The sequence below is a fragment of the Thermopolyspora flexuosa genome (genome assembly GCF_006716785.1).
In the GTDB taxonomy this organism is placed as follows: domain Bacteria; phylum Actinomycetota; class Actinomycetes; order Streptosporangiales; family Streptosporangiaceae; genus Thermopolyspora; species Thermopolyspora flexuosa.
In genome coordinates this window covers 946,207-967,050 of the sequence record NZ_VFPQ01000001.1, presented here as the reverse complement: position 1 = coordinate 967,050, position 20,844 = coordinate 946,207, and the positions used below count along the sequence as shown (strand labels likewise).

At 72.3% G+C, this 20,844-nt stretch carries 20 protein-coding genes and 1 pseudogene; 6 read left to right on the top strand and 15 right to left on the bottom strand.

Going from position 1 to position 20,844, the window contains the following annotated elements; genetic code table 11:
- Window positions 1-79: 79 nt before the first annotated feature.
- Window positions 80-274 (top strand): DUF1918 domain-containing protein, encoded by a 195-nt coding sequence (locus tag FHX40_RS04280; RefSeq protein WP_142258405.1) that lies wholly within the window; start codon window positions 80-82, stop codon window positions 272-274.
- A 622-nt stretch (window positions 275-896) separates the two neighbouring features.
- Complete coding sequence (locus tag FHX40_RS04275; RefSeq protein WP_170198703.1) at window positions 897-1,808, top strand: CAP domain-containing protein; 912 nt, start codon at window positions 897-899, stop codon at window positions 1,806-1,808.
- Between the two features lie 153 nt (window positions 1,809-1,961).
- Here the strand turns inward: FHX40_RS04275 and FHX40_RS04270 are convergent, their stop codons facing one another.
- From FHX40_RS04270 to FHX40_RS04230, 9 genes are all read right to left on the bottom strand, one after another.
- Window positions 1,962-3,638 (bottom strand): VanW family protein, encoded by a 1,677-nt coding sequence (locus FHX40_RS04270; protein ID WP_170198702.1) that lies wholly within the window; start codon window positions 3,636-3,638, stop codon window positions 1,962-1,964.
- A gap of 207 nt (window positions 3,639-3,845) precedes the next feature.
- Window positions 3,846-4,361 (bottom strand): signal peptidase II, encoded by a 516-nt coding sequence (locus tag FHX40_RS04265; protein WP_211350155.1) that lies wholly within the window; start codon window positions 4,359-4,361, stop codon window positions 3,846-3,848.
- 34 nt (window positions 4,362-4,395) lie between these two features.
- On the bottom strand, window positions 4,396-5,001 hold the full coding sequence (locus FHX40_RS04260; protein ID WP_142258402.1) for a CbiQ family ECF transporter T component: 606 nt from the start codon (window positions 4,999-5,001) through the stop codon (window positions 4,396-4,398).
- On the bottom strand, window positions 4,998-5,672 hold the full coding sequence (locus FHX40_RS04255) for an energy-coupling factor ABC transporter ATP-binding protein (protein WP_142258401.1): 675 nt from the start codon (window positions 5,670-5,672) through the stop codon (window positions 4,998-5,000). The genes FHX40_RS04260 and FHX40_RS04255 overlap by 4 nt, the downstream gene beginning before the upstream one ends.
- 1 nt (window position 5,673) lies before the next feature.
- Window positions 5,674-6,834 (bottom strand): thiolase family protein, encoded by a 1,161-nt coding sequence (locus FHX40_RS04250; protein ID WP_170198701.1) that lies wholly within the window; start codon window positions 6,832-6,834, stop codon window positions 5,674-5,676.
- A gap of 16 nt (window positions 6,835-6,850) precedes the next feature.
- The gene (locus FHX40_RS04245) at window positions 6,851-8,245 is read right to left on the bottom strand and encodes a class I adenylate-forming enzyme family protein (protein ID WP_142258400.1); all 1,395 of its coding nucleotides are present in this window, start codon (window positions 8,243-8,245) and stop codon (window positions 6,851-6,853) included.
- A gap of 7 nt (window positions 8,246-8,252) precedes the next feature.
- Window positions 8,253-8,936, bottom strand: coding sequence for a biotin transporter BioY (locus FHX40_RS04240; protein ID WP_142258399.1), 684 nt, complete (start codon window positions 8,934-8,936; stop codon window positions 8,253-8,255).
- 1,254 nt (window positions 8,937-10,190) lie between these two features.
- Window positions 10,191-10,496 (bottom strand): hypothetical protein, encoded by a 306-nt coding sequence (locus FHX40_RS04235; RefSeq protein ID WP_142258398.1) that lies wholly within the window; start codon window positions 10,494-10,496, stop codon window positions 10,191-10,193.
- A 537-nt stretch (window positions 10,497-11,033) separates the two neighbouring features.
- On the bottom strand, window positions 11,034-11,567 hold the full coding sequence (locus FHX40_RS04230; RefSeq protein WP_229789076.1) for a hypothetical protein: 534 nt from the start codon (window positions 11,565-11,567) through the stop codon (window positions 11,034-11,036).
- A 141-nt stretch (window positions 11,568-11,708) separates the two neighbouring features.
- On the opposite strand from FHX40_RS04230, the gene FHX40_RS04225 reads away from it, so the two are divergent.
- Window positions 11,709-12,407 (top strand): TetR/AcrR family transcriptional regulator, encoded by a 699-nt coding sequence (locus FHX40_RS04225; protein WP_142258396.1) that lies wholly within the window; start codon window positions 11,709-11,711, stop codon window positions 12,405-12,407.
- Window positions 12,404-13,291, top strand: coding sequence for an alpha/beta fold hydrolase (locus FHX40_RS04220; protein WP_142258395.1), 888 nt, complete (start codon window positions 12,404-12,406; stop codon window positions 13,289-13,291). Before FHX40_RS04225 ends, FHX40_RS04220 begins: the two co-directional genes overlap by 4 nt.
- Here FHX40_RS04220 and FHX40_RS04215 read toward each other — a convergent pair.
- Window positions 13,288-13,887 carry a short chain dehydrogenase gene (locus FHX40_RS04215; protein WP_142258394.1) on the bottom strand — a complete coding sequence of 200 codons (600 nt, stop codon included), beginning with the start codon at window positions 13,885-13,887 and terminating at the stop codon, window positions 13,288-13,290. The genes FHX40_RS04220 and FHX40_RS04215 overlap by 4 nt on opposite strands.
- Window positions 13,888-14,030: 143 nt before the next feature.
- Between FHX40_RS04215 and FHX40_RS04210 the strand changes: the two are divergent.
- A pseudogene (locus FHX40_RS04210) lies at window positions 14,031-14,717 on the top strand (nucleotidyltransferase domain-containing protein); the annotation flags it as partial.
- Window positions 14,718-14,726: 9 nt separating this feature from the next.
- A complete protein-coding gene (locus tag FHX40_RS04205) occupies window positions 14,727-14,957 on the top strand; it encodes an RNA-binding S4 domain-containing protein (RefSeq protein WP_189136265.1) in 231 nt (76 codons plus the stop codon).
- Between the two features lie 5 nt (window positions 14,958-14,962).
- Here the strand turns inward: FHX40_RS04205 and polX are convergent, their stop codons facing one another.
- The 5 genes from polX to FHX40_RS04180 all read right to left on the bottom strand — a co-directional run bounded on the left by polX (window position 14,963) and on the right by FHX40_RS04180 (window position 20,793).
- A complete protein-coding gene (gene polX / locus FHX40_RS04200; protein WP_142258392.1) occupies window positions 14,963-16,681 on the bottom strand; it encodes a DNA polymerase/3'-5' exonuclease PolX in 1,719 nt (572 codons plus the stop codon).
- A gap of 94 nt (window positions 16,682-16,775) precedes the next feature.
- A complete protein-coding gene (locus tag FHX40_RS04195; protein WP_142261534.1) occupies window positions 16,776-17,645 on the bottom strand; it encodes an NAD-dependent protein deacetylase in 870 nt (289 codons plus the stop codon).
- 50 nt (window positions 17,646-17,695) lie between these two features.
- Window positions 17,696-18,232, bottom strand: coding sequence for a hypothetical protein (locus FHX40_RS04190; RefSeq protein WP_142258391.1), 537 nt, complete (start codon window positions 18,230-18,232; stop codon window positions 17,696-17,698).
- Window positions 18,229-19,365 (bottom strand): helix-turn-helix domain-containing protein, encoded by a 1,137-nt coding sequence (locus tag FHX40_RS04185; protein ID WP_142258390.1) that lies wholly within the window; start codon window positions 19,363-19,365, stop codon window positions 18,229-18,231. Before FHX40_RS04185 ends, FHX40_RS04190 begins: the two co-directional genes overlap by 4 nt.
- A 51-nt stretch (window positions 19,366-19,416) precedes the next feature.
- Window positions 19,417-20,793: a helix-turn-helix transcriptional regulator gene (locus tag FHX40_RS04180; protein ID WP_142258389.1), complete on the bottom strand. Its 1,377-nt coding sequence runs from the start codon at window positions 20,791-20,793 to the stop codon at window positions 19,417-19,419.
- Window positions 20,794-20,844: the final 51 nt, after the last annotated feature.

Genomic DNA, 20,844 nt, shown 5'->3' with positions numbered 1-20,844 from the left:
CGTGGCTGAGGGCCTCCGACCCTGGCTCGTCCCCCGCCCCGGCGCCGAGACTGAGGATGAGCCGAGCAAGGGAGCGATCATGAAGGCAGCAGTCGGCGACCAGATCGTGATCGAGAGCATGCATCTGGACGAGCCGCGCCGGATTGGGACGATCGTGGCGCTGCGCCACGAGGACGGCTCGCCGCCCTACGTCGTCCGCTGGGAGGGCCAGGAGCACGAGACCCTCGTCTTCCCGGGGCCCGACGCCCGCATCGTGGCGCGTCACCCGGCCTGATCAGCGCTTCGGGCGGCCTGCCGCCGCCCCACCGTGAGCCCGCGCCGCCGGCATCGGCCGATGGCACGGGCTCACGTGTGTCCGGAGGACCCGCTCCCTCGCTCGGCCTCACCGCGGCCGGCGCGCACCGGCGGCCCTTCGCCGCCTCCCCGTCGCGCCGGGGATCCCCGCCCCCGCCGGGCCGTACCCCGGCCGCCATCCCGTACGGCCCGCCGCGGTCGCCGCATCGGCCGCCGTGTGCCGGCCGTACCTCCTCCGGCCCGTCGCCCGCGGACGCGCGCCGAGCCGTGGACGACACGCGCGACCGGGAAACAGGGAAAGAATCTACCGATCCTTTACTGATCGTTTTGAACCGGCTCTCCGCACACTGCGTATATAGGGCAGCAAAATGATCTACCTAAATTTGACGTAAATCACTTGAACCATCCGCCCTCCTGACGCGTACCAGCGGCAACGCGTTTACCTCCAGGCACAGAAAAATCCCGATTCTCAGGACATGACCGATGTGTCCAGGCCACAATTCGGGTTTCAGTGGACGCCAAACCCGCCCTGGAGGATCCATATGCGGCGAATTGTTCGGGCACTTGCGTGCATCGGCGGCGCGGCGGCGATGATCGCCCCGATGTCCGCCGCCCAGGCGCAGACCCCAGCCGTGACCCCTAATCCGACCCCGACCCCCACCCCGACCGCCACCGCCACCCCGGGAACGGACGCGCAGGCGTGCAAGGTCGCCGTGACCCGCCTGGTGTCCTCGCGCACCGCGATCCGCGGCACGGTGGAGCGCACCGGGTGTGAGGAACCCACCATCCTGCGCGCCGAGCTCCGGTTCGAGCGGTTCGGCCCGGACCGGGTCGTCAAGCGCGCCAAGCGGACCCTGCGCGCGGACGGGGCGCTGAACTTCGCCGTACGCTGCACCCTGCGGACGCGCTCGTTCTACGTCGTCGTCACCGACAGCGACGGCAACTTCGCCAAGTCCGAGCCGATCCGCCTGCGCTGCGGCTCGACCACGGGCTTCGACAACCGCACCGGGGCCGGCAACAACAACGGCGCCGGCAACGGCACCGGCAACGGCTCGAACAACGGCAACGCGGGCACCGGCGGCAGCACGGGCGGCTCGGGGAACACGGGCGGCTCCAAGGCGATCGGCACCGCCGCCGAGCAGGAGGTCATCCGGCTCACCAACCAGCACCGCCAGGCGGCGGGCTGCAACCCGCTGACCCCGGACGCGGCGCTGCGCACGGCCGCCCTCAACCACTCCAAGCTGATGGCGCAGCAGAACCGCATGGAGCACCAGCTGCCCGGTGAGCCGAGCTTCGTGGAGCGCATCAAGGCGGCCGGGTTCTCGCCGCTCAGCTCCGCCGCGGAGAACATCGCCGCCGGCCACCCGAACGCCGCGGCGGTCGTGGACGCCTGGATGAAGAGCTCCGGCCACCGCGCCAACATCCTCAACTGCAACCTCACCCACATCGGCGTCGGCGTGGCGGAGGGCTCGGGCGGCAAGCTCTTCTGGACGCAGAACTTCGCCCGCCACTGACGCGGCCGCGGATGGGCGCCCGGCCCGCCGTGGCCGGATCGAGCACGGACTTGTGAAGCCTTCTTCCTGAGCACCCATCCAGATCACGGAAAAGGCCCGCGCCCCGCACCGGGGACGCGGGCCTTCCCGTGCGCGTGCGCGGCCCGGACGGCCCTACTCCTTCTTCTCCTTCTCGCAGGTGAGCTTGGGCTCGGGGGCGTACACGGTGTGGAATTTCTCCCGGCGGACCTCCTTGCCGTTCTTCTTGAAGATCCGCCACACGTCGATGGAGAACCCCTCGGCGCCCTCCATCGGGATGCAGTCGGGCCCGGAGTCGGTGAGCGTCTTGTACGGCTGGATGTTGTACCGGCCGGAGCTCTGCGACTCGATGTCGTACCGCTTGGTGCTCCAGAACGTGACGGTCACCGAGGTGTTCGTGTAGGACGTGGTGATGAGCACGCCGTACGGCGAGTCGTTGCGCCACCGGAAGTCCGGCTGCGGGTAGGACACCGTGGACTCGCGGCCCGCCGGGTAGCGGGAGATGTAGTACATGTGCGGCGTGTGCTGCACGTCCTCGAAGCCGCCGAAGAACACGGCGTTGAACATGGTGGTCACGAACTGGCTGATGCCGCCGCCGACGTCGTTGACGAACCGGCCGTTAAGGATCATCGGCGCCTCGACGAAGCCGCGGGCCTTGTCCCGCCTGCCGACGATGCCGTTCAGCGAGAACGTCTCGCCCGGCATGACGAGGTGCCCGTTGAGGATGTCGGCGATGCGGTGGATGTTCGTCACCCGCGGCGGGCAGCACGGGTAGTAGGTGGTGTACGACGACACCTTCTCCCGGATGCCGAGCTTGCGCGCCTTCTCGGTGGTGAGCGCGGGCTGCGCCTTGGTGAGCGACACCTGGACGGTACGGCTCCCGCCGCCGGTGATCAGCTGCTCCACGTCCTTCTGGAGCGCCCCGGCGTCCACGCCCAGCCCGACGCGGTGCGGCACCACGACCGGCTTGCCCTTCACGATCCTGAAGGACGCGTCCTTGGGCGCCTGCGCGCCGTCGACGAGCTTGTCCTGCACCTCGGTGGCGACCTTCTTCGCGTTGAACCGCGGGCGCAGGCCGCCCTTGCCGTCCGGCACGAAGCGCAGGTTCTGCGCGATCATCTCGGGGGTGACCGTGGCGCTGCGGCCGCCGTTGGTGAGCGTGATCGGCCCGGCGACGGCCCGGCGCGCGGTCGCGGCGGCCCGCCGTACCGCGGCGGCCGACACCTGCGGGGGCACCACCTTGGTGGGGAGGGTCACCTCCCGCTGCAGCGGGTAGGCGTCGATGATCGCCTGCGCGGCGGCCTCCCGGTCGAGCGCGATCCCGTTGCGGGGCTGGGTCACGCGCGGGCTGGTGCCCACGAACCGGATGGCGCCGTTGCGCGGGGCGACGTCGATGCGCTTGGCGAGGTTCGCGATCGCGGCGTCGAGGCGCTCGCGGTCGACCTTCACGCGCAGCCGTACCTCGTTGCTCCCGAACAGGGCCTTGGCGACCCCGGCCGGGGAGAGCGAGCCCTCGGCGTCGGCGACGGTCGCCGCGGTGTCGATGGAGAGCCCGGCCTGGCGGGGCGACAGCCGGAGCGTCTTCTTCCCGGCCCGGAGGATGAGCGGCCGCGTGGCCTCGTCCTGCAGCTCGCGGGCGAGGACGCGCTCGGCGCTCTCCGGCGAGTAGCCGCCGATGTCGACCCCGGCGACGGTGGTGCGGGGCGGGATCTCCCCCGCCAGCACCACGGCGGGGACCGCGTAGCAGGCGACGAGCACGGCGAGCACGGCGCCCACGACGATCGGCCAGCGTCCGAATCGGCGTGTTGTCACGTTCCGAGGGGCTCTACGCCTCGGGCGCACGGCGGTCATGGATCACCTTTCGCGGCTCGGGGTTGTGCCGACGCGTCCACCGGGGGAGCCCAGGGGCGCCGGCGGACACGACTAGGTACGCATTCTGGCAGGCCACACCCTCATACCAGAGGGAAATTCCGGCACATCGGCCGAATCGCGCTCGGGCACGGGCTCCCCCGGGCAGGGTCAGCTCTCGGCCGTGTCCGCCGTGTCCGCGGCCTCCCCGCCCTCGCCGGCCCGCGTGCCGTCGAGCTCGATCCCGCGCAGGTGGAGCAGGGCCGCCCAGGCGATCCCGCCGACCAGCGCGATGTCCGCGACGTTGCCGATGAACAGGTCGAAGTAGTCGATGAAGTCGACCACCCGGCCACGGGCGAACCCCGGCTCCCGCAGCAGCCGGTCGAGCAGGTGCGTGGTCGCGCCGCCGAGCACCAGCCCCAGCGAGACCGCCCACGGCCGACTCCGCACCCGGCGGGCGATCCACGTCACGACCACCACCACGACGGCGGACGCGATCGCGAACACCCAGGTGTGTTCCGCGCCTATGGAGAACGCCGCCCCGGAGTTGTAGATCAGGCGGAACTGGATCCAGTCCCCGATCACGTCGATGACCTCTCCGTTGGACAGCGCCGATTCCGCCCACCACTTGGTGGCCTGATCGACCACCACCAGCATGGCCGCAATGCCCAGAACCCACAGGAACACACCTGCACCCTAGCCGTTGTGCGAACCTGCTCGTTCAGTCGTCCAGGCCACGGGCGCTCAGCGCCTCGCCGAGGGCGTCCGCGTAGCGCAGCGCGCCGACCACGAGCGGTACGGCGAACGCCCGCAGGCTGCGTTCCACGCCCCTGGCCTTCTGCGCCTCCCGGACCCGGGTGGCGAGGTCGGCGATCACCGGGACGCTGCGCAGGGTGAGCGACAGCAGCAGCGACAGCCGGAACGGGTCGAGGCCGACGTACCGTGCGGGGGCGAGGGCGCGTTCCAGGCAGGCGAGCATCACCGTGGTGCGGGTGGTGAGGGTGACCAGCCCGGCGAGCGCCACGGCGAGCACCACGCGCAGCGTGACGGTGACCGCGCCCTCCAGGCCTGCCACGGCGAGCTGGAAGGCGAACAGCAGCGGGGCGAACCAGCGCAGCGGCCGGATCTGCGCCCACGCCGCGGCCGCGCCCACCCCGGCCACCGCGTACAGCAGCGCCACGGCCGCGGCTGCCACGGCGAGCGCGACCGGCGAGCCGAGCAGCAGCAGTGCCGTACCGGCGGCGAGCAGGCCGAGCAGCTTCGCCCCGGCGGGCATGCGGTGCAGCACCGAGTCGCCGGGGACGTAGACGCCGGTTAGGTGCCTCACGACAGCAGCGCCCGGTAGTGGCCGATCGCGGTGGCCGGGTCCGCGTCGGCGACGATCTTGCCCTGGTCGAGCACGAGCACCCGGTCGAAGTCCGCCAGCAGCGGCAGGTCGTGGGTGACCACGACCACCTGCTGGGGCAGCTCGCGCACGAGCGCGGCGATCCTGCGGGAGTGGCGCAGGTCGAGCAGCGTGGTCGGCTCGTCCATCACGATGATCTCCGGTTCGAGGACGAGCACCGAGCAGAGCGCGAGCAGCTGCTTCTCGCCGCCGGACAGGTGGTGGGCGGGCCGGTCGGCGTGCTCCTCCAGGCCGTACCGGGCGAGCACCTCCTGCACCCGGCGGTCGATCTCCGCCTTCGGCACGCCGCGGCGGCGCAGCGAGAACGCCACGTCCTCGGCGACGGTCGGCATGACGATCTGCGCGTCCGGGTCGGTGAACACGAACCCGACCCGGCGGCGGATGCGGGCGGCGTGCCGCCGGGTGTCGAGGCCGCCCACGGTGACCGTGCCCGAGGTGGGCAGGGCGAGGCCGTTGATGAGCCGGGCGAGCGTGCTCTTGCCGGAGCCGTTCGCGCCGATCACGCCGACCCGGCGCTCGGTGAGCCGCGCCGTGACCCCGCACAGCACGTCGCGCTCCCCCAGCCGCAGATGCACGTCGGTGAACTCGATCACTTCACACCACCTCGAACAGCGCCGCCACGCCGAGCCCGCCGCCCACCGCCGCGGTCGCCAGCCCCAGCGTGCCGGGCGGCGCGCCGGAGCCGACGAGCCGGGAGAACAGCCGGGTCACCACCACCGCGCCGGTCGCGCCCCACGGGTGCCCGAGCGCGATCGCCCCGCCGTCCGCGCACACCCGGTCGTCGTCCGCGCCGAGCGGGTCGAGGCCGAGCGCGTCGGTGACCGCGAGCACCTGGGCGGCGAACGCCTCCACGATCTCCACCGCGGCGACCCGGTCGAGCGTCACCCCGGCCCGGTCGAGCACCCGCCGCACCGCGGGCACCGGGCCCCAGCCGGGCAGCGCCGGGTCGCAGCCCACCACCGCGCCGGCCACCAGCCGCAGCCCGGGCATGCCCGCGCGCAGCCGTTCCGGCACGATCGCCACCGCGGCCGCGCCGTCGCTCACCGGCGAGCTGTTCCCGGCCGTCACGGTACCGCCCGGCACGAACGCGGCGGGCAGCCGGGCCAGCGACGCCGCGCGCAGCCGCCGCGGCCGCTGGTCGGCGGTGAGACCCTCGACCGGCACGATCTCCTTGGCGAACCGGCCCGCGTCCCGGGCGGCGAGCGCGCGGGCGTGGCTGCGCAGCGCGTAGGCGTCCTGGCGTTCCCGGGTCACCCCGCGCGCGGCGGCGAGCGCCTCGGCCGCCGGGCCCATGTCCGGGTCGGGGAAGCCGGGCGGGGCGAACGGCGCCCGGGTGTACGGCTCGGCCGCGGCGCCGTCCGGGCCGCGGTGGGCGCGGACCGGCGCGGTGGAGGCGCTCTCCACGCCGCCCGCGATCACCAGGTCCATCTCGCCGGCGCGCACCGCCTGGGCGGCGACGAGGATGGCCGCCAGGCCGCTGCCGCACTGCCGGTCCACGGTGAGGCCGGGCACGCCGTACCCGAGGCCGGCGGCGAGCGCGCAGACCCGGGCCACGTTGCCGCCGGGGCCGGTGCAGTTGCCGAGCACCACGTCGGCCACCTCGAGCCCGAGGCCGGCGACGTCCTCGGCGACCGTGGCGATCACCGGCGCGGCGAGCCGGTCCACCGGGACGTCCCGCAGCGCGTGCCCGGCGGTGCCGATCGGGGTGCGCCGCGCGGCGACCACCACCGGCGTGGTGTGCTCGATCTCGGTCACGTGTCCCCCGTCGTGGTCATGCCAGCGGTTCGATGGCGGGGTCGCCGTCGGCGAGCCGGGACGCGACCAGGGCCCGCGCGGGCTTCCCGGTGGGGGTGCGCGGCAGCGCGGGCGTCACATACCAGCGGCGGGGCCGCTGCGCCGGGTCGAGGCCGTCGCGCGCGGCGGCCTCCAGCGCGGCTCGCCGTACCGGGCCGCCGCCGGTCTCGATCACGGCGGCCACGACCGCGCCGAGGCGGGGGTGGGGCGCGCCGACCACCACCACGTCCCGCACGCCGGGCGCGCGCCGCAGCACCGCCTCCACGTCCTCGGGCACCACGGTCGCCCCGCCGACCTGGATCGCGCCGTCGCCGCGGCCCCGCACCCGCAGCGGCTCCCCCGCCCGGTACGGCTCGGCGAGGTCGCCCACGGTCATCCAGCCGCCGGCGTCGGCCCGCAGCGGCCCCGGGGCGCCCCCGGCGTAGCCGGCGGAGAGCCAGGGCGAGCGCACCCACACCTCGCCGAGGCCGTGGCCCGCCTCCGGGTGCGGGCGCACCTCGATCTCGACGCCGGGGAAGGGGCGCAGGCCGGTGCCGTCGGCGTCCACGGCGACGAAGGACAGCTCGGTCGCGCCGTAGTAGGCGACCACCCGCACCCCGGCCGCCTCGGCCCTCGCCCGGGTCTCGGCGGGCAGGTGCGCCCCGCCCGCGATCGCGACCCGCAGCGGGCCGCCCGCCTCCGCGAGCGCGTCGAGCACGGCGGGCAGGTGGTTCGGCACGAGGTGCACGGCGGTCGCGGTGCGCAGCAGGTCCGGGAGCGTTCCCGGGGACCAGCGGCCGAGCACGAGGGCGGTCGCGCCGGTGGCGAGGGCGTGCACCGCGGCGAAGCCGTACAGCGAGGAGACGAGCGGGCCGGGGACGAGCAGCACGTCGCCGGGGCCGATGCCGGTGATCGCGTTGAGGTGCGGGAACGAGCCGAGCCAGGAGGCCCGGGTGCGGATCACCGCGCGTGGCCTGCCGGTGCTGCCCGAGCTGAAGTTCGCCCAGGCGAGGTCGTCCGGGCGGGGTGCGATCTCCGCCGGTGCGGCCGCCCGCGCCGAGGGTGCCGCGGCCAGCGGCTCGGCCACGTGCAGGGCGGCCGGGAGCGCGGCCATGATCCGGGCGCGGCGCCCGGCGGGCCAGGCGGGGTCGCACAGCAGCGGCGTGGCGCGCGCCAGGTCGGCGGCGAGCACCGCGACGAGCTGCTCGACCGGGTCGGCGAGGCTGATCGCGACGAGCGTGCCGGGCCGCGTGCCGCGCGCGGCCAGGTGGTGCGCCCCGGCCCGGGCGCGGCGGGCGAGCGCGGCGTAGTCGAGCCCGCCGTGCGGGCCCTGTACGGCGAGCCGGGCGGGGGTGGCCTGGGCGTGGCGCAGCACCTGTGCGGCGACCGGCATGGCGGCGTCAACGCCCCCGGGCGGCCCGCAGCCGCTCCTCGCGCACGGCGGGGATCGCGTCGGGGTAGGCGCGCTGGGTGCCGCGCACCACGAGCGCGGCGAGCACCACCTTGATCACGTCGCCGGGGAGGAAGACGGCGCTGAGCACCGCGGCCTCGCCGAGCGAGATCCCCATGATCGCGGCCTGGATGGGGATGCCGAACAGGTAGACCACCGCGACCCCGCCGATCGCGCAGGCGGCGATCAGCCGTACCAGGCCCGGAGTGCGGCCGCCGCGCTCCACGATCCAGCCGGTGACCGCCGCGCCGGGCAGCCAGCCGATGAGGAAGCCCGCGGACGGGGCGGTGAACGCGCCGAGGCCGCCGCGGCCGCCGGCGAGCAGCGGGAGCCCGGCCGCGACGAGCACGAGCAGCACGGCGACGGCGAGCGCGCCCCGCCACCGCCCGAGGATCGCCCCGGCGAGCATGACGCCGAACGTCTGCAGCGTGATCGGCACGGCGTTGCCGAACGCGTTGATCGCGCCGGGCAGGCCGAGAACGGCGATCAGCGCGGCGAACACGCCGACCCGCGCCAGGTCGGCGGTCGCGAGCGCGCGCAGCGCCCGGCCGCGTGCCCCGTCGCGTCCCCCGTCCTCCGAGCGCGGCCCGGGCGTCTCGCCGGGCGGCGGTGACACCGGTTCGTCAGCTCTCATGCTGTCGATCCCACACCAGGCCCCGGGAGGACGGGCATAGAGGAATCCCACAACTTTCCGCCCGTATGTCTGCGGCGCACCACGCAGGATGCAACGCGCGACTAACGGTATTCCACAATCACACCGACATCAGAGTGCCCGATGGTGGAACGTGACAGCACCGTGCCGCAGTCCCTCGGGTACGCCGTGGGCGGCCTGGCCCGGCCGATCGAGGCCGTCGTGGCGCGAGCCGCCACCGGCGGCCGGTCATCGTGCCGGGGTGGCGGCTCGCCGTGGCGTACGGGCGTACGGGTCCCGTCGTCGTGCCCGCCCCCGATGTCGAGGGCACGGGGGGAGATTCGGTCACCGGCGGACATCCGTCATCGCCGCGTACGTCCGGGCCCGCGCGCTCGCGCGGAAACCCGGGCGTGCGGACGCGGCGCACCCGTTCCACGTCCGAGGGGCATGACGTGGAACGCGGTCCCGGCTCGCGGGCGGGTCGCCTTCCGAGACCCGGCCACCTGCGTCCTTCGTTCGTGTCGCCGTGGACGCCCGCGCTCGCACCCGCTTCCGTCCACGAGAGCGCCCGTCCGGCCTCAGGGGATCGCGTTCGCATCTCTGGCCGGCCTGGGTGTCCGCCCGCTCGCCGTGGTCGCGACTGCCGGCCGTATGCGGTCAACGGTCCGGGCCACGCCTGTGATCACCGCGGTGCGCACCGGAAAGGCGTCTGATCGAGACCGCGATGGCGCTTGGCCCGTTCATGCGGAGCGGTTCCATCAGACGGCTCGGTTCCCGGCGAGCGTCCGTCTGCCCGCGTGTCTCGTCCAGGGCGCTCACGCATTGCCCGGTCGGTCGCCGGACGGTTTCGGTCACCGTCCCGGTATCGGCGGTCCGGGCCTGCCGTACATCACATCAAAAACGCTCGGCGCGATCGGCGGCAAATGGCCGCCGGTAACCGGAGGCGTGATATCCATGCCGCGCCGACCGGTTTTCCGGTCGGATCGGCGTGGTCGCCGCGATCCGTTCCCCTCACCGTTTTTGCCGATCTTATGCCGGCGTACCGCCCGCCGGTGGCCGCCGGGAACGGCGTCGCGGTGCTTCCGCCGGTGCCACGGCCACGCCCGCCCGAACCCGCTGAGCCGCACATCACCAATATGGGGGAAAGGCGTGGCCGTGGCTGAAACGGACCGGCCATGACGGAAAATTGCCGCCACCCGCCATGGCCGGAGATCCCGTGTATCCGTTTGCGCGCGACGCTATCCGGGGGTCAGCCGATCAGGGGCAGAACGCACCGACGCAGACGTTGACGTCCTTCGGCTTCACCGAGATCGGCGGGTTGAGGGTCCGGTCGATGTCGATGAGCTTGCCGCCCTTGACGTCGATGACGTCGAGGCTGCCGGAGAGGATGCGGTTGCCGGCGACGCCGACCTTGGCCGGGATGGTGTTGCAGTTCACGGCGTTGATGCCGTTGGCGCAGCCGAAGCCGGTGTGCGCCTGGGCGGCGGACGCACCGCCCAGTAACGTCGCGCCGGCGAGGCCCGTGAGCAGTGCGACGGAGATGGCTCGGGTGCGAATCCTCATGGTCATCCGCCTTCTTTCCGTTGCCGGTCTCCCCGCGCCCAGCAGGGGAGGCGATTTCGGTCCTCGCGTTCCGGCGCGCCTGTCCCGGAGCGCGTCGGAATCGCTTGGAATTGCCGATCGGGACAATATCGGCCGTGGTCATTCTGGGCATTTCTCGACCACGGCACCGTTTATACCCTCGCCATCCGGACACGCCAAGGGGCCCATTGATCGAAATGCCGGTTCACGATTTCGGATACGAGCTATCCCGAGTTTCGGCCGCTCCACCAGAAGTCACCTAATCCGGACAGACGAAAGTTGTCCGGCAATGCCAGCAAGGCCAGGAAGGACGGAAAGGCCGGAGGCCGTTTGCCGGGATTCTCCCGATCGGCCGGGACAGAAATGCATTCTCTTTCTTTCCGCCCGAGCTTCCGGAAGGTCTGTGCACCGCCCGGCCACCGGTTTTTGGGCGTTTATGAGAATTCGATGAGAAAACCGCGGCGGCCGGCGGGCACGGCAGGGCCGGGCACCGCGCGGCCGCGTGATCGCGCCGGACGGTCAGCCCGCCGGGGTGCCGGACCGGAGCCCGCGTACCGGGCGGATCCGGTCGAAGTACTCGCCGACCACCTCGTCCGGGGCGGTGGCGACCTGGGCGAGCTCGGCCCGCAGCAGGTCGGCGTCGCCGGTGGGCAGGGCGAGCAGCGGACGCCGAAGCCGGATCGACCAGGCCCCGGCGCGCTTGTCGGGGAACGCCGCGAGCCGGGGCAGCAACGGCGCCAGCTCGACCCCGCGCAGGTACGGCGCGAGCGAATCGATCTCGATCGTGCAGCCGCGGGTGAACTCGCGCCCCGCGATCGTCAGCGGCTCGTCGTACGGCTCGACCGGACCGGTCACCCGCGCCCGGCCGATCACCCGCGTGCGGTCCCGGGTGGGGTTGTGCCAGCAGCCGCGCGTGGTGAGCAGGAACAGCTCGTCGCCGACCGTGAGCCGGTCCACCTCCCGCCGCTCCGTCGGCGGGAAGGCCATCCGCGACTCCCGGAGGACCCACGCCACGGCCTCTCGTTCACCCAGGATGAGCAGATAGGCGGTCACGATCGCCACGGTAGCGCCCCGGCGGCACGGTCTGCGACGTCCGGTCGGCGTGACGTCGCCGTAGTGACCGAGCTGTACACTCGGGTCACCACGTGATGACCAGAAGGCACGCTTAGGTCACTACGACCGACCGGAGCCGCCATGCCACGTCCGACGATCCCCGACCGGGCGAACACGATCCTGCGCCACGCCCGCGAGCTGATCCTCGCCAAGGGATACGACAACACCACGATGGCCGAGATCGCCCGCCGTACCGGGATCTCCAAGGGCGCCGTCTACCTGGACTTCCCGTCGAAGGAGGCGCTGCTCGACGCGCTGCTCGCCCGCTCGGTCCGCGCCCTCGCCGCGGCCGTGCGCGCCCGGGTGGAGGCCGCCGCGGCCCCGGTGCCGCTGTCCGCGCTCTACCGGTACGCCCTGGAGGCGCTGCTCGCCGACGAGCTCATGCTCGCCTTCTACACCTCCGACGCCGGCGTGCTCGGCTCGTACGTGCGCGGCAAGGGCCCGGCCCGGTACGGCCCGCGCATGGACTGGCTCACCGGCCACCTCGCCGAGCTGCGCGACGCCGGCCTGATCCGCGCGGACGTGGACGTGGAGGCCGCCGCCACGGTGCTCGGCGTGTTCGCGATCGGCCTCGTCCACGCCTCGGCCACCGTCGGCCCCCTCTCCCCCGACCGCCTGAGGTCGGCCATCGACGCCCTCGCCGACCTCATCGCCACCGGCTGGGAGACCGGCGACCCGGCCGCGTCCGGCGACCGTGCCCGCCACGCCCACCTGCGCCTCATCGAGGCGCTCGACCGCCAGGTCGGCTCACCGCCCGAAACCCCCGAGGAGACGACGTGACCGCCTTCGACCACCCCGAGGACCTCATCCTGCCCGGCGGCCCGGTCCGCCTCTACCGCGCCGGGCCCGCGATCGGCCCGCCGGTCGTGCTGCTGCACGGCGCCATGTACGACCAGGCGCCGCTGCTGTGGCGGCACGTGATGCCCCTCCTCGCCGCCGACCGCGACGTGATCGCCGTCGACCTGCCCCGGCACGGCGGCTCCCGCCCGTGGACCGGCGTGCTCGACCAGGCCCGCCTGGAGCAGGTGCTCGAGGCCGTGCTCGACCACGCCGGGGCCGAACGGGCCCACCTCGTCGGCCTCTCCATGGGCGGCGGGCTCGCCCTCGGCTACGCGCTCAACCGGCCCGGCCGCGTCGCCGGGCTCGTCGTCTGCGCCCCGGGCGGCATCGACGACGTCCGCCCCTGGCAGTTCCTCACCTGGCTGTGCCTGCGCACGCCCGGCCTGCTGCGCTGGTCCGCCGTCTGGCTCGCCGCGTACCCGGGCCTGCTGCGCGCCTCCCTCGCCCGCTCGCTCGCCGCGGGCGAGCGTACCCCCGGTTTCGCCGAGCTGGTGCGCATCGCCGAGGCCGAGGCGCAGGGCAAGCGACGCCACCGGGAGCGCGCCGTCGACGACTGGCAGATCACCGCGTACGGCCCGCGCCGCATGCGGCTCAACTTCCTCCCCCGGCTGCCCGGGCTCGCCGTACCGTCGCTGTGGCTGTGGGGCCGCCGGGACACCCTGGTCGGCGAGCGGGCGATGCGCCGGGCCGTCGCCGCCGCGCCCGGCGCCCGCCTGGAAATCATCGAGGACGCCGGGCACGTGGCCCCGCTCGACCGGCCCGAGGAGTTCGCGGGCCTGGTGAAGGACTTCCTCGACGGGGTCGACGCCCGCCGTACCGGCTAGCCGAGCTCGTAGACCCGGCCCGTGTACGCGCCCTCGATCGAGTGCACGTACGCGTTGGCCACCCGCGCCAGGTCGACCGGCTCCATCCCGGCGAACAGGTCGCCGAACTCGTCGGCGCACTCGGTGAACACGGTCGGGCTGACGATGTTCACCCGCCGCGGCGCGAGCTCGAGCGCGGCGGCCCGCACGAACGCCTCCAGCGCGCCGTTCGCCATCGCGGCCACGCTCGCGGTGACCACCGGGTCACGGCCGAGCACGCCGCTGATCAGCGTGAACGAGCCGCGCTCGGCGATCCGCGCCGCGCCCTGGCGCACCACCTCGATCTGGCCGAGCACCTTGCCGCGGAACCCGGCGAGGTAGTCGTCGGGGCCCAGGTCGACGACCCGCCCGTACGGCACCTTGCCGGCCGCGACGGCCACCGCGTCGAGCGGCCCGGCCCGGTCGTACATCTCGGCGACCTGTGCGGGGTCGGTGATGTCGCAGCGGATGTCGCCCGCGGTGCGGGAGGCGGTGACGATCTCGTGGCCCCGCCCGGCGAGCGTGGTGTGCAGCACCGAGCCGAGCCGTCCGGTCGCGCCGATCAACAGAATCCTCATGCCCCGACACGTTAGGGGAGCCCGCCGTACGCGGATAATCGATCGCGCAACCGGACGGTGAACCACCACAATCCCCCATATGACGCGATCCGCGGTCCCGCAGGACCGCGTGACGGAGCCCGGCCACCGCCTCGAGCGGCGCCCACCTGTACGGCTTCCCGTCCGCCGACTCCGACGTCGACCTGCGCGGCGCGCACCTGCTCCCGGCCGAGCAGGTCCTCGGCCTCGACGTCGGCGAGGAGACGATCACCCGGTCGTGGGACCGCGACGGCGTGCAGGTCGATCTGGTCACCCACGACCTCGCCAAGTTCTGCCGCCTGCTGCTCAACCGCAACGGCTACGTGCTCGAGCAGCTGCTGTCCCCGCTCGTCGTGGCCACCTCCCCGGTCCACGAGGAGCTGCGCGCCGCCGCGCCGGGCTGCATCACCCGCCACCACGCCCACCACTACCTCGGCTTCGCCCGCACCCAGTGGCGCCTGTTCACCGGGCGGGGCGAGCTCAAGCCGCTGCTGTACACGTTCCGCGTGCTGCTCACCGGCATCCACCTGATGCGCACCGGCGAGGTCGTCGCCGACCTGGTCCGCCTGTACGGCCTGCACGGCGAGGCCCCGCCGTACCTGGCCGACCTGGTGGCGGCGAAGCGGACCGCCGAGCACGGCCTGTTGCCCGCCGACGCGCCCGGCCGTGCCGTGCTTGAGGGCGACGTGCGGCGCCTCACCGCCGTTCTCGAGGAGACGCGGGACGCCTCCCGCCTCCCCGACGCGCCCACCGCCAAGCCGGTCCTCCACGACCTGCTCGTCCGCGTCCGGCTGGGCCGTACCGCCCTCTAGGCTGGGTGGATGCCTTTCGTGAAGGAGACCTACCGGCTGCGCACCGACTTCATCCCGCTGTGCGACCTGCTCAAGGTGTGCGGGGTGACCGACACCGGCGGCGAGGCCGGCCTGCTCATCGCCTCCGGCGAGGTGTACGTCGACGGCGAGGTGGAACAGCGCAAGCGCCGCAAGGTCCGCGCGGGCCAGCTGGTGACCGGCGAGAACTTCGAGATCCGCGTGATCGCCCCTGACGCGTAGGCGCGTCACCGGGACCGCAGGAACTCCAGCAGCCGGTCGACCGGCCAGGTGTTGATGACCCGGTCGGCGGTGAGCCAGCCGCGCTGGGCCGTACCGACGCCGTAACGCATGACGTCCAGGTGCGGGACCGCGTGCGCGTCGCTGTCGACGGCGAACAGCACGTCGTGGGCGAGGGCGCGGCGGATCAGGTCGGCGGGCAGGTCGAGGCGGTCGGGGAAGGCGTCGATCTCCAGCACGGTGCGGGTTCGGGCGCAGGCGCGGAACACCTCGTCCCAGTCGGCGTCGATCGGCTCCCGGCTGCCGATGAGCCGGGCGGTGGGGTGGCCGAGGATCGTGACGTACGGGTTCTCGCAGGCGCGGACCAGGCGGCGGGTCATCTCCGCCCGCGGCAGGGTGAAGTGCGAGTGCACGGAGGCGATGCACAGGTCGAACGTGGCCAGGAACTCGCCGGGCCAGTCGACGTTGCCCTCCGGGTCGATGTTGAGCTCGGTGCCGTGCAGCAGGCGCATGTCCGGGTACGCCTCGGCGAGCTTGCGCAGGTGCTCGCGCTGGGCGAGGGCCTTCTCGTCGGTCATGCGCTGCATATAGAGGTTCGGGGCGTGGTCGGTGACCGCGTAGTAGGCGTAGCCGCGCCCGGCCGCCGCCGCGACCATCTCCTCCAGCGACGCCACCCCGTCGGTGAGGTCGGTGTGGGTGTGCAGGTCGCCCTTGATGTCCGCGAGGGTGACGAGGTCGGGCAGCTCGCCGCGCTGCGCGGCCTCGATCTCGCCGGTGTCCTCGCGCAGCGGCGGCGGGATCCAGGGCAGGCCGAGCCGCGCGTACACCTCCTCCTCGTCCGCGGACACGATCTTCTCGCCGGTCTCGGTGTCGAACAGGCCGTACTCGGACAGCTTCAGCCCCTGGTGCAGCGCGATCTGCCGGGTGTGGATGTTGTGGGCCTTGGAGCCGGTGAAGTACTGCAGCGCCGCGCCCCACGCGTCGTCGGGCACCACCCGCAGGTCGACCTGGAGGCCGTCGCGGGTACGGATCGAGCTCTTGGTGCCGCCGCTCGCGATCACCTCGGCGGCGAGCGGCGAGGTGGTGAACGCGGCCATCAGCGCGGCCGAGTCGTCGGCGGTGGCGAGCACGTCGACGTCGCCGATCGTGTCCCGCATGCGGCGCAGCGACCCGACGTACGCGCACCGGTCGCAGCCGGGCACGGCGGACAGCTCGGCCACGATCTGCTCGGCGACCCGGGCCGCCACGTCGATGTGCACCCGCCGGCCCGTCTTGTGCATGACCTCGATGCCGTGCAGCAGGTTCTCCTCGGTCTTCGGCCCGAAGCCGCGCAGGCCGTTCAGCCTGCCCTCGCGGATCGCCTTCTCCAGCGCCTCGACCGAGTCGACGCCGAGCTCTTTGTACAGCACCATCGCCTTCTTCGGGCCGAGCGCGGGGATCGTGGTCAGCCGGCGCACCCCGGCGGGCACCTTGGCCCGCAGCTCCTCGAGCGCGTGGATGACGCCGGTCCGCAGGTACTCCTCGATCTTCCCGGCGATCGACGAGCCCACGTTCGGAATCCGGCGCAGCCCGTCGGCGTCGAGCTCGGCGATGTTCCCGGCGTACCCGGCGACCGACCGCGCCGCCTTCTCGTACACCCGTACCTTGAACGCGTCGTCACCCGTGATCGCGAGCAGGTCGGCGTACTCCTGCAACAGCGCGGCGACCTCGTCGTTTCGGCGATCCATGCAAGCACCCGGCGGTGTCGTTGTCGGCGTGGCCGTCGGGCGAGGGCGGCCACCCCGTTCCGGTACCCACCGGCCGGGACATATGCCTTCGGGCTCAGCGCAGTACGGCGAGCAGCGAGGTGAGCGTGGCGCCGAGCGGGGCGTCGATGGTGAGCAGGGCGTGCGCGTCGCCCCGGGTCGGCCCCCGGTTGATGATCGCGATCGGGATGTCGCGCTCGGCGGCGTGCCGTACGAACCGGTAGCCGGACATCACGGCCAGGGAGGAGCCGAGCACGAGCAGCAGCCCGGCCCGCTCGGTGAGCGCGTAACACCGCTCGACCCGGGGCCGCGGCACGTTCTCCCCGAAGAAGATCACGTCGGGCTTGAGCACGCCGCCGCAGTCCTCGCAGTCCACAAGGTTGAACGCGGCGATGTCCGCGTCGTCGAGCACGGCGTCGCCGTCCGGGTTGATCATCCCCGGCCGCGCCTCCCACCCGGGGTTCGCGGCGCGCAGCCGCCGGTCGAGCCGCTCCCGCGAGCTGCGCCGCCCGCAGCCCAGGCACAGCACCCGGCTCAGGCTGCCGTGCAGCTCGATCACGTCCCGCGCCCCGGCCGCCTGGTGCAGCCCGTCCACGTTCTGCGTGATGATCCCGCTGACCAGCCCGAGCCGCTGCAGCTCGGCCACCGCCCGATGCCCGTCGTTCGGCCTCGCCTCGACGATGTGCCGCCACCCCAGGTGGCTCCGCGCCCAGTACCGCCTTCGGGCCTCCATGCTCCCGACGAACGTCTGGTACGTCATCGGCCTGGCCCGCCGCAACCGCCCGGTCTCGCCCCGGTAGTCCGGAATCCCCGACTCGGTGGAGATCCCGGCCCCACTGAGCACCACCACATCCCCGTCGGCGACGAGATCGGCCAACCACTCGACGGCCCCCGCCACCTGCGGCAGGACGCCCAGCCCACCGCCCGGTTCGCCACGGTCACTCATCGCCTGCGCCATTCATCCAGGATGCCCCACCAACCGCGACGGTTCGGCCCCTATCGAATGTCCTCGGGCCGATTCGGCAGGCGGAGGTGACGGCCGAGGCGAGCCATCTCGTGGAGCAGCTTGTACGCCTCGTCCTGCGTGCAGAGCCCTTCAACCGTGGCTTCGCAGAACAGGTCCATCGTGTCCCGAGTCGTGATGCCGCGCCTCCTGGCGTACTCCAAGGCGTCGCGGTCATCGGTCACCCAGAAAGACCCTTGAAAGGCCGGCCAGTTGAGGATGACATGGCAGGTCTGGGCTTCGCCGAGGTGTTCGGTGGGCCGCTGCCGCGAACCACCGAACACCGACCGGCGGACTTGTTCGATCAAATCCACTTCGGCTTGATCGCGGATCTGGATGGGCTCGCCGAGCCAGCCGTCCCGGCCGATGGAGGCGAGTTCGGGATAGAACCTCGCGGAATTTGTCGCCTCGTAGTAGATCGCCTCAACCCAGCGGCCCCTGCCGCGCAGGATCTCCTTCAGCAGCCGCAGGCGGGAGACCGCCGCGAAATTGCACAGAACGGTGTTGTCGGGAAACCAATACCACGTCATGAGGTCAGGGGTGGCTCCTCTCCGGCTTGTTCTAGAGCCCGCCGGATGACGTCGCTGTCCACCCCGATGAGGTTCGCGAAGGGGCGAAGCGTCGCATTGCCGTCAAGGTATGCCTTGAAGGCATCACGGAGCAGGAGCTGCGGGAGACGAGGGCGGGAGGCGGCGTCGATCCACTCCGTGAACGCACCCAGCTCACCGACGAGCAGCGCCGCCTGCTCGGTGGTCATCCTGCGGAACCGTGCGCAGAGTTCCATGGAGAGCAGGCCAAGGTTGTGCAGACGCCATGCCAGCGCGCTCGGGGAAACCCACCAGCGGACGACGAGTCCGGCGAAGGCCTCCTCCGTCCACTCCAGGCCGCTCGCCTCGGCCTCCAGCAGCTCCTGGGGCAGGAGAAAAGCGGTGGCGAAGGCGTTGGCACGGATCTCGGAGGAATGCTTGCGGTGACGCGCGTCGTAGATGTCGGCGTCCATGAGCAGACCCTGGTCGTCTCCGGCCAAGACGTGTCCCAGCTCGTGGGCGAGGGTGAACCGCTGGCGGCTGGGAACGGCTGAAGTGCCGACGAGAATCAGCCACGACTGCTTCCTGCTGTAGGCGAGACCATCGAAACCGTTGGGCAGTTCGCTTATCGCCACGTCGATCCCGAAGACGTCCTCGATCAGATCGGCGAGGTCCCGCGTATGGCTAGGGTCGGCTCCGGCCTTTCGCGCCCGGTCAAGCGCCCAGGCGGCGAGCTGTCGGCCCTGCTCGATCCACAGATCGTGAGTAGGTGGGGAGGGGGGAAGTACGGCGTGCTGCTCGTAGCCCAGAAAGGCGAGGTCGAGACGGAACTGCATGAGCCGATCGGCTTCCTCGATCGCTTTCTCGGCAGGCTCGGCCAACACGGGATCGGCCAGTACGGATGAGTGCCGTGCCGCCAGCGCTGGGGCGTCGTCGCGCCCGAGCAGCCAGTCGACGGTCACGCCGCCGACCTCGGCGATGCGCGCCAGGTCAAGTGACGTGAACCGCCGGACGCCCGACAGTGATTTGGACATCTTGGCGGGATCGAGGCCGACCAGGGCCGCGAACTCACCCTGACTCCGGCCGCTTCTCGCGATCAGCTGGCGGACACGCTGCACGATGACATCCCCGGACATGGCCTCACACTAAGCCTCAGTTGCGAAAATCGCAACAGAGTCATGGTGTGGTCAGACGGCGACTACGTGATCGAGGTAGGCGCGGAACTCGCGAACCCGGATGCTCGTTTCGTACGGCTTGAGCCGCTTGTCGAAGCGTTTGATGTGCTCGACGAGGCGCGGCGAGGTGAGCGTCGTGGCGCCGGATGTCGCGGCCCGGGCGTGGTCGAGGGCTTGTTCCAGCTCACCCCTGCTCAAGTAGGCTTCGGCGGCGTTCACGCGGTTGAGGTGCGAGGAGCGCGGACGGTATGTCGCGAATGCCTGCACGCTGTGTTCCAGCCGCTCAGCCGCGCGATCGTCGTCGCCGACCAAGTGCAGGATGATGCCGGCCTGGGCCGCCAGCTCCGGTTCATCGAACGCGTGCACCCACTGCGGATCACCGTCCCGCGCGCCTTGGGCGTGAGCGCGCTCGGCCTCCACGAGCAGCCGGGCGATCTGCTTTGCAGCATGCCTGTCACCGCTCTTGGCAGGGTTCGTCTTCAACGCCGTGGCCCGTGCCTCGCGGACAAGTAGAAGGGCCATGGCCTGAGGACTCGCCTGGCCACGGCGCCCTGCCTCGACCGCCGCCCTGGCCAGCAGGATCGCCTGCTCGGGCTTGTTCAGATGGATGGCCTGGTGGGCCATGGTCGACAGCACACGCGCCCCTGCGAGGGGATTGTCTGCGGCCTTGGCCAGCTTCAGAGCCTGGCCGTAGTAGTGCTGAGCCTGGCCGTGGCGCTCGATGTCGAAGGCCGTCCACCCGGCGAACAACGTCATCTCAGCCGCTGCCGTCAACAACGCCGCCCCTACCTTGTCGTCGTAGGTACCGCGAAGGAGCGGGGCCACCGTGGTGTTGAGGTAGTCGACCACCGCCGGGCGCACGAGGCCGCCACCGTACACGTAGTCGATCTGGGTGAACCGCTGCCGCATCTCCTCGATGCGCTGGACGTCGGAGAGGCCGACGGCGCGCCCGGTTCCTTGGTTGGCCGTGGAGTCCATGGAGGAGCCGTAGCTCCAAGCCGAAATCCAGCCGTTCAGCACGTCGGGTACGAAGGGCAGCGCGGCCAGCATGTGACGTCGTTGTAGGTCCAATTCGCTCCTCCACAACCTCTCGGCCGATTTGACTGTGGAAGCGAGCGACATGTCCGTAAAGTCCGGCCACGGCCAGAGCTCGGTGTCCACCGGTTCGGTGCTCTCTAACCAGCGCTCGATCTGCTCGGCGCTGACCCCGAACACCGCCGCCATCCGGGCCCGGTAGACCGGGCGGATCTCCTGGGTGCCCCGCTCCCACCGGCTCACCGTCGTCGGCGTCACCAGCAACGCCTCGGCGGCCTCCACCTGGGTCATGCCCAGCCGCTTACGCGCCCGCACCAGCTCGGGTCGGCCTCGCCCGCCTGTGGCCGCAGCCATGCCACCTCCAGGACTCACCGTTATCAGCCGACCACCTATTGTTAATAGATC

Coding starts and splice junctions, on each gene's coding strand:
- FHX40_RS04215 (WP_142258394.1), bottom strand. CDS start 13,887: ATGAGGATTCTGTTGATCGGCGCGACCGGACGGCTCGGCTCGGTGCTG.
- polX (WP_142258392.1), bottom strand. CDS start 16,681: ATGGATCGCCGAAACGACGAGGTCGCCGCGCTGTTGCAGGAGTACGCC.
- FHX40_RS04195 (WP_142261534.1), bottom strand. CDS start 17,645: ATGAGTGACCGTGGCGAACCGGGCGGTGGGCTGGGCGTCCTGCCGCAG.
- FHX40_RS04185 (WP_142258390.1), bottom strand. CDS start 19,365: ATGTCCGGGGATGTCATCGTGCAGCGTGTCCGCCAGCTGATCGCGAGA.
- FHX40_RS04235 (WP_142258398.1), bottom strand. CDS start 10,496: ATGAGGATTCGCACCCGAGCCATCTCCGTCGCACTGCTCACGGGCCTC.
- FHX40_RS04180 (WP_142258389.1), bottom strand. CDS start 20,793: ATGGCTGCGGCCACAGGCGGGCGAGGCCGACCCGAGCTGGTGCGGGCG.
- FHX40_RS04205 (WP_189136265.1), top strand. CDS start 14,727: ATGCCTTTCGTGAAGGAGACCTACCGGCTGCGCACCGACTTCATCCCG.
- FHX40_RS04190 (WP_142258391.1), bottom strand. CDS start 18,232: ATGACGTGGTATTGGTTTCCCGACAACACCGTTCTGTGCAATTTCGCG.
- FHX40_RS04280 (WP_142258405.1), top strand. CDS start 80: ATGAAGGCAGCAGTCGGCGACCAGATCGTGATCGAGAGCATGCATCTG.
- FHX40_RS04225 (WP_142258396.1), top strand. CDS start 11,709: ATGCCACGTCCGACGATCCCCGACCGGGCGAACACGATCCTGCGCCAC.
- FHX40_RS04240 (WP_142258399.1), bottom strand. CDS start 8,936: ATGAGAGCTGACGAACCGGTGTCACCGCCGCCCGGCGAGACGCCCGGG.
- FHX40_RS04275 (WP_170198703.1), top strand. CDS start 897: ATGTCCGCCGCCCAGGCGCAGACCCCAGCCGTGACCCCTAATCCGACC.
- FHX40_RS04245 (WP_142258400.1), bottom strand. CDS start 8,245: ATGCCGGTCGCCGCACAGGTGCTGCGCCACGCCCAGGCCACCCCCGCC.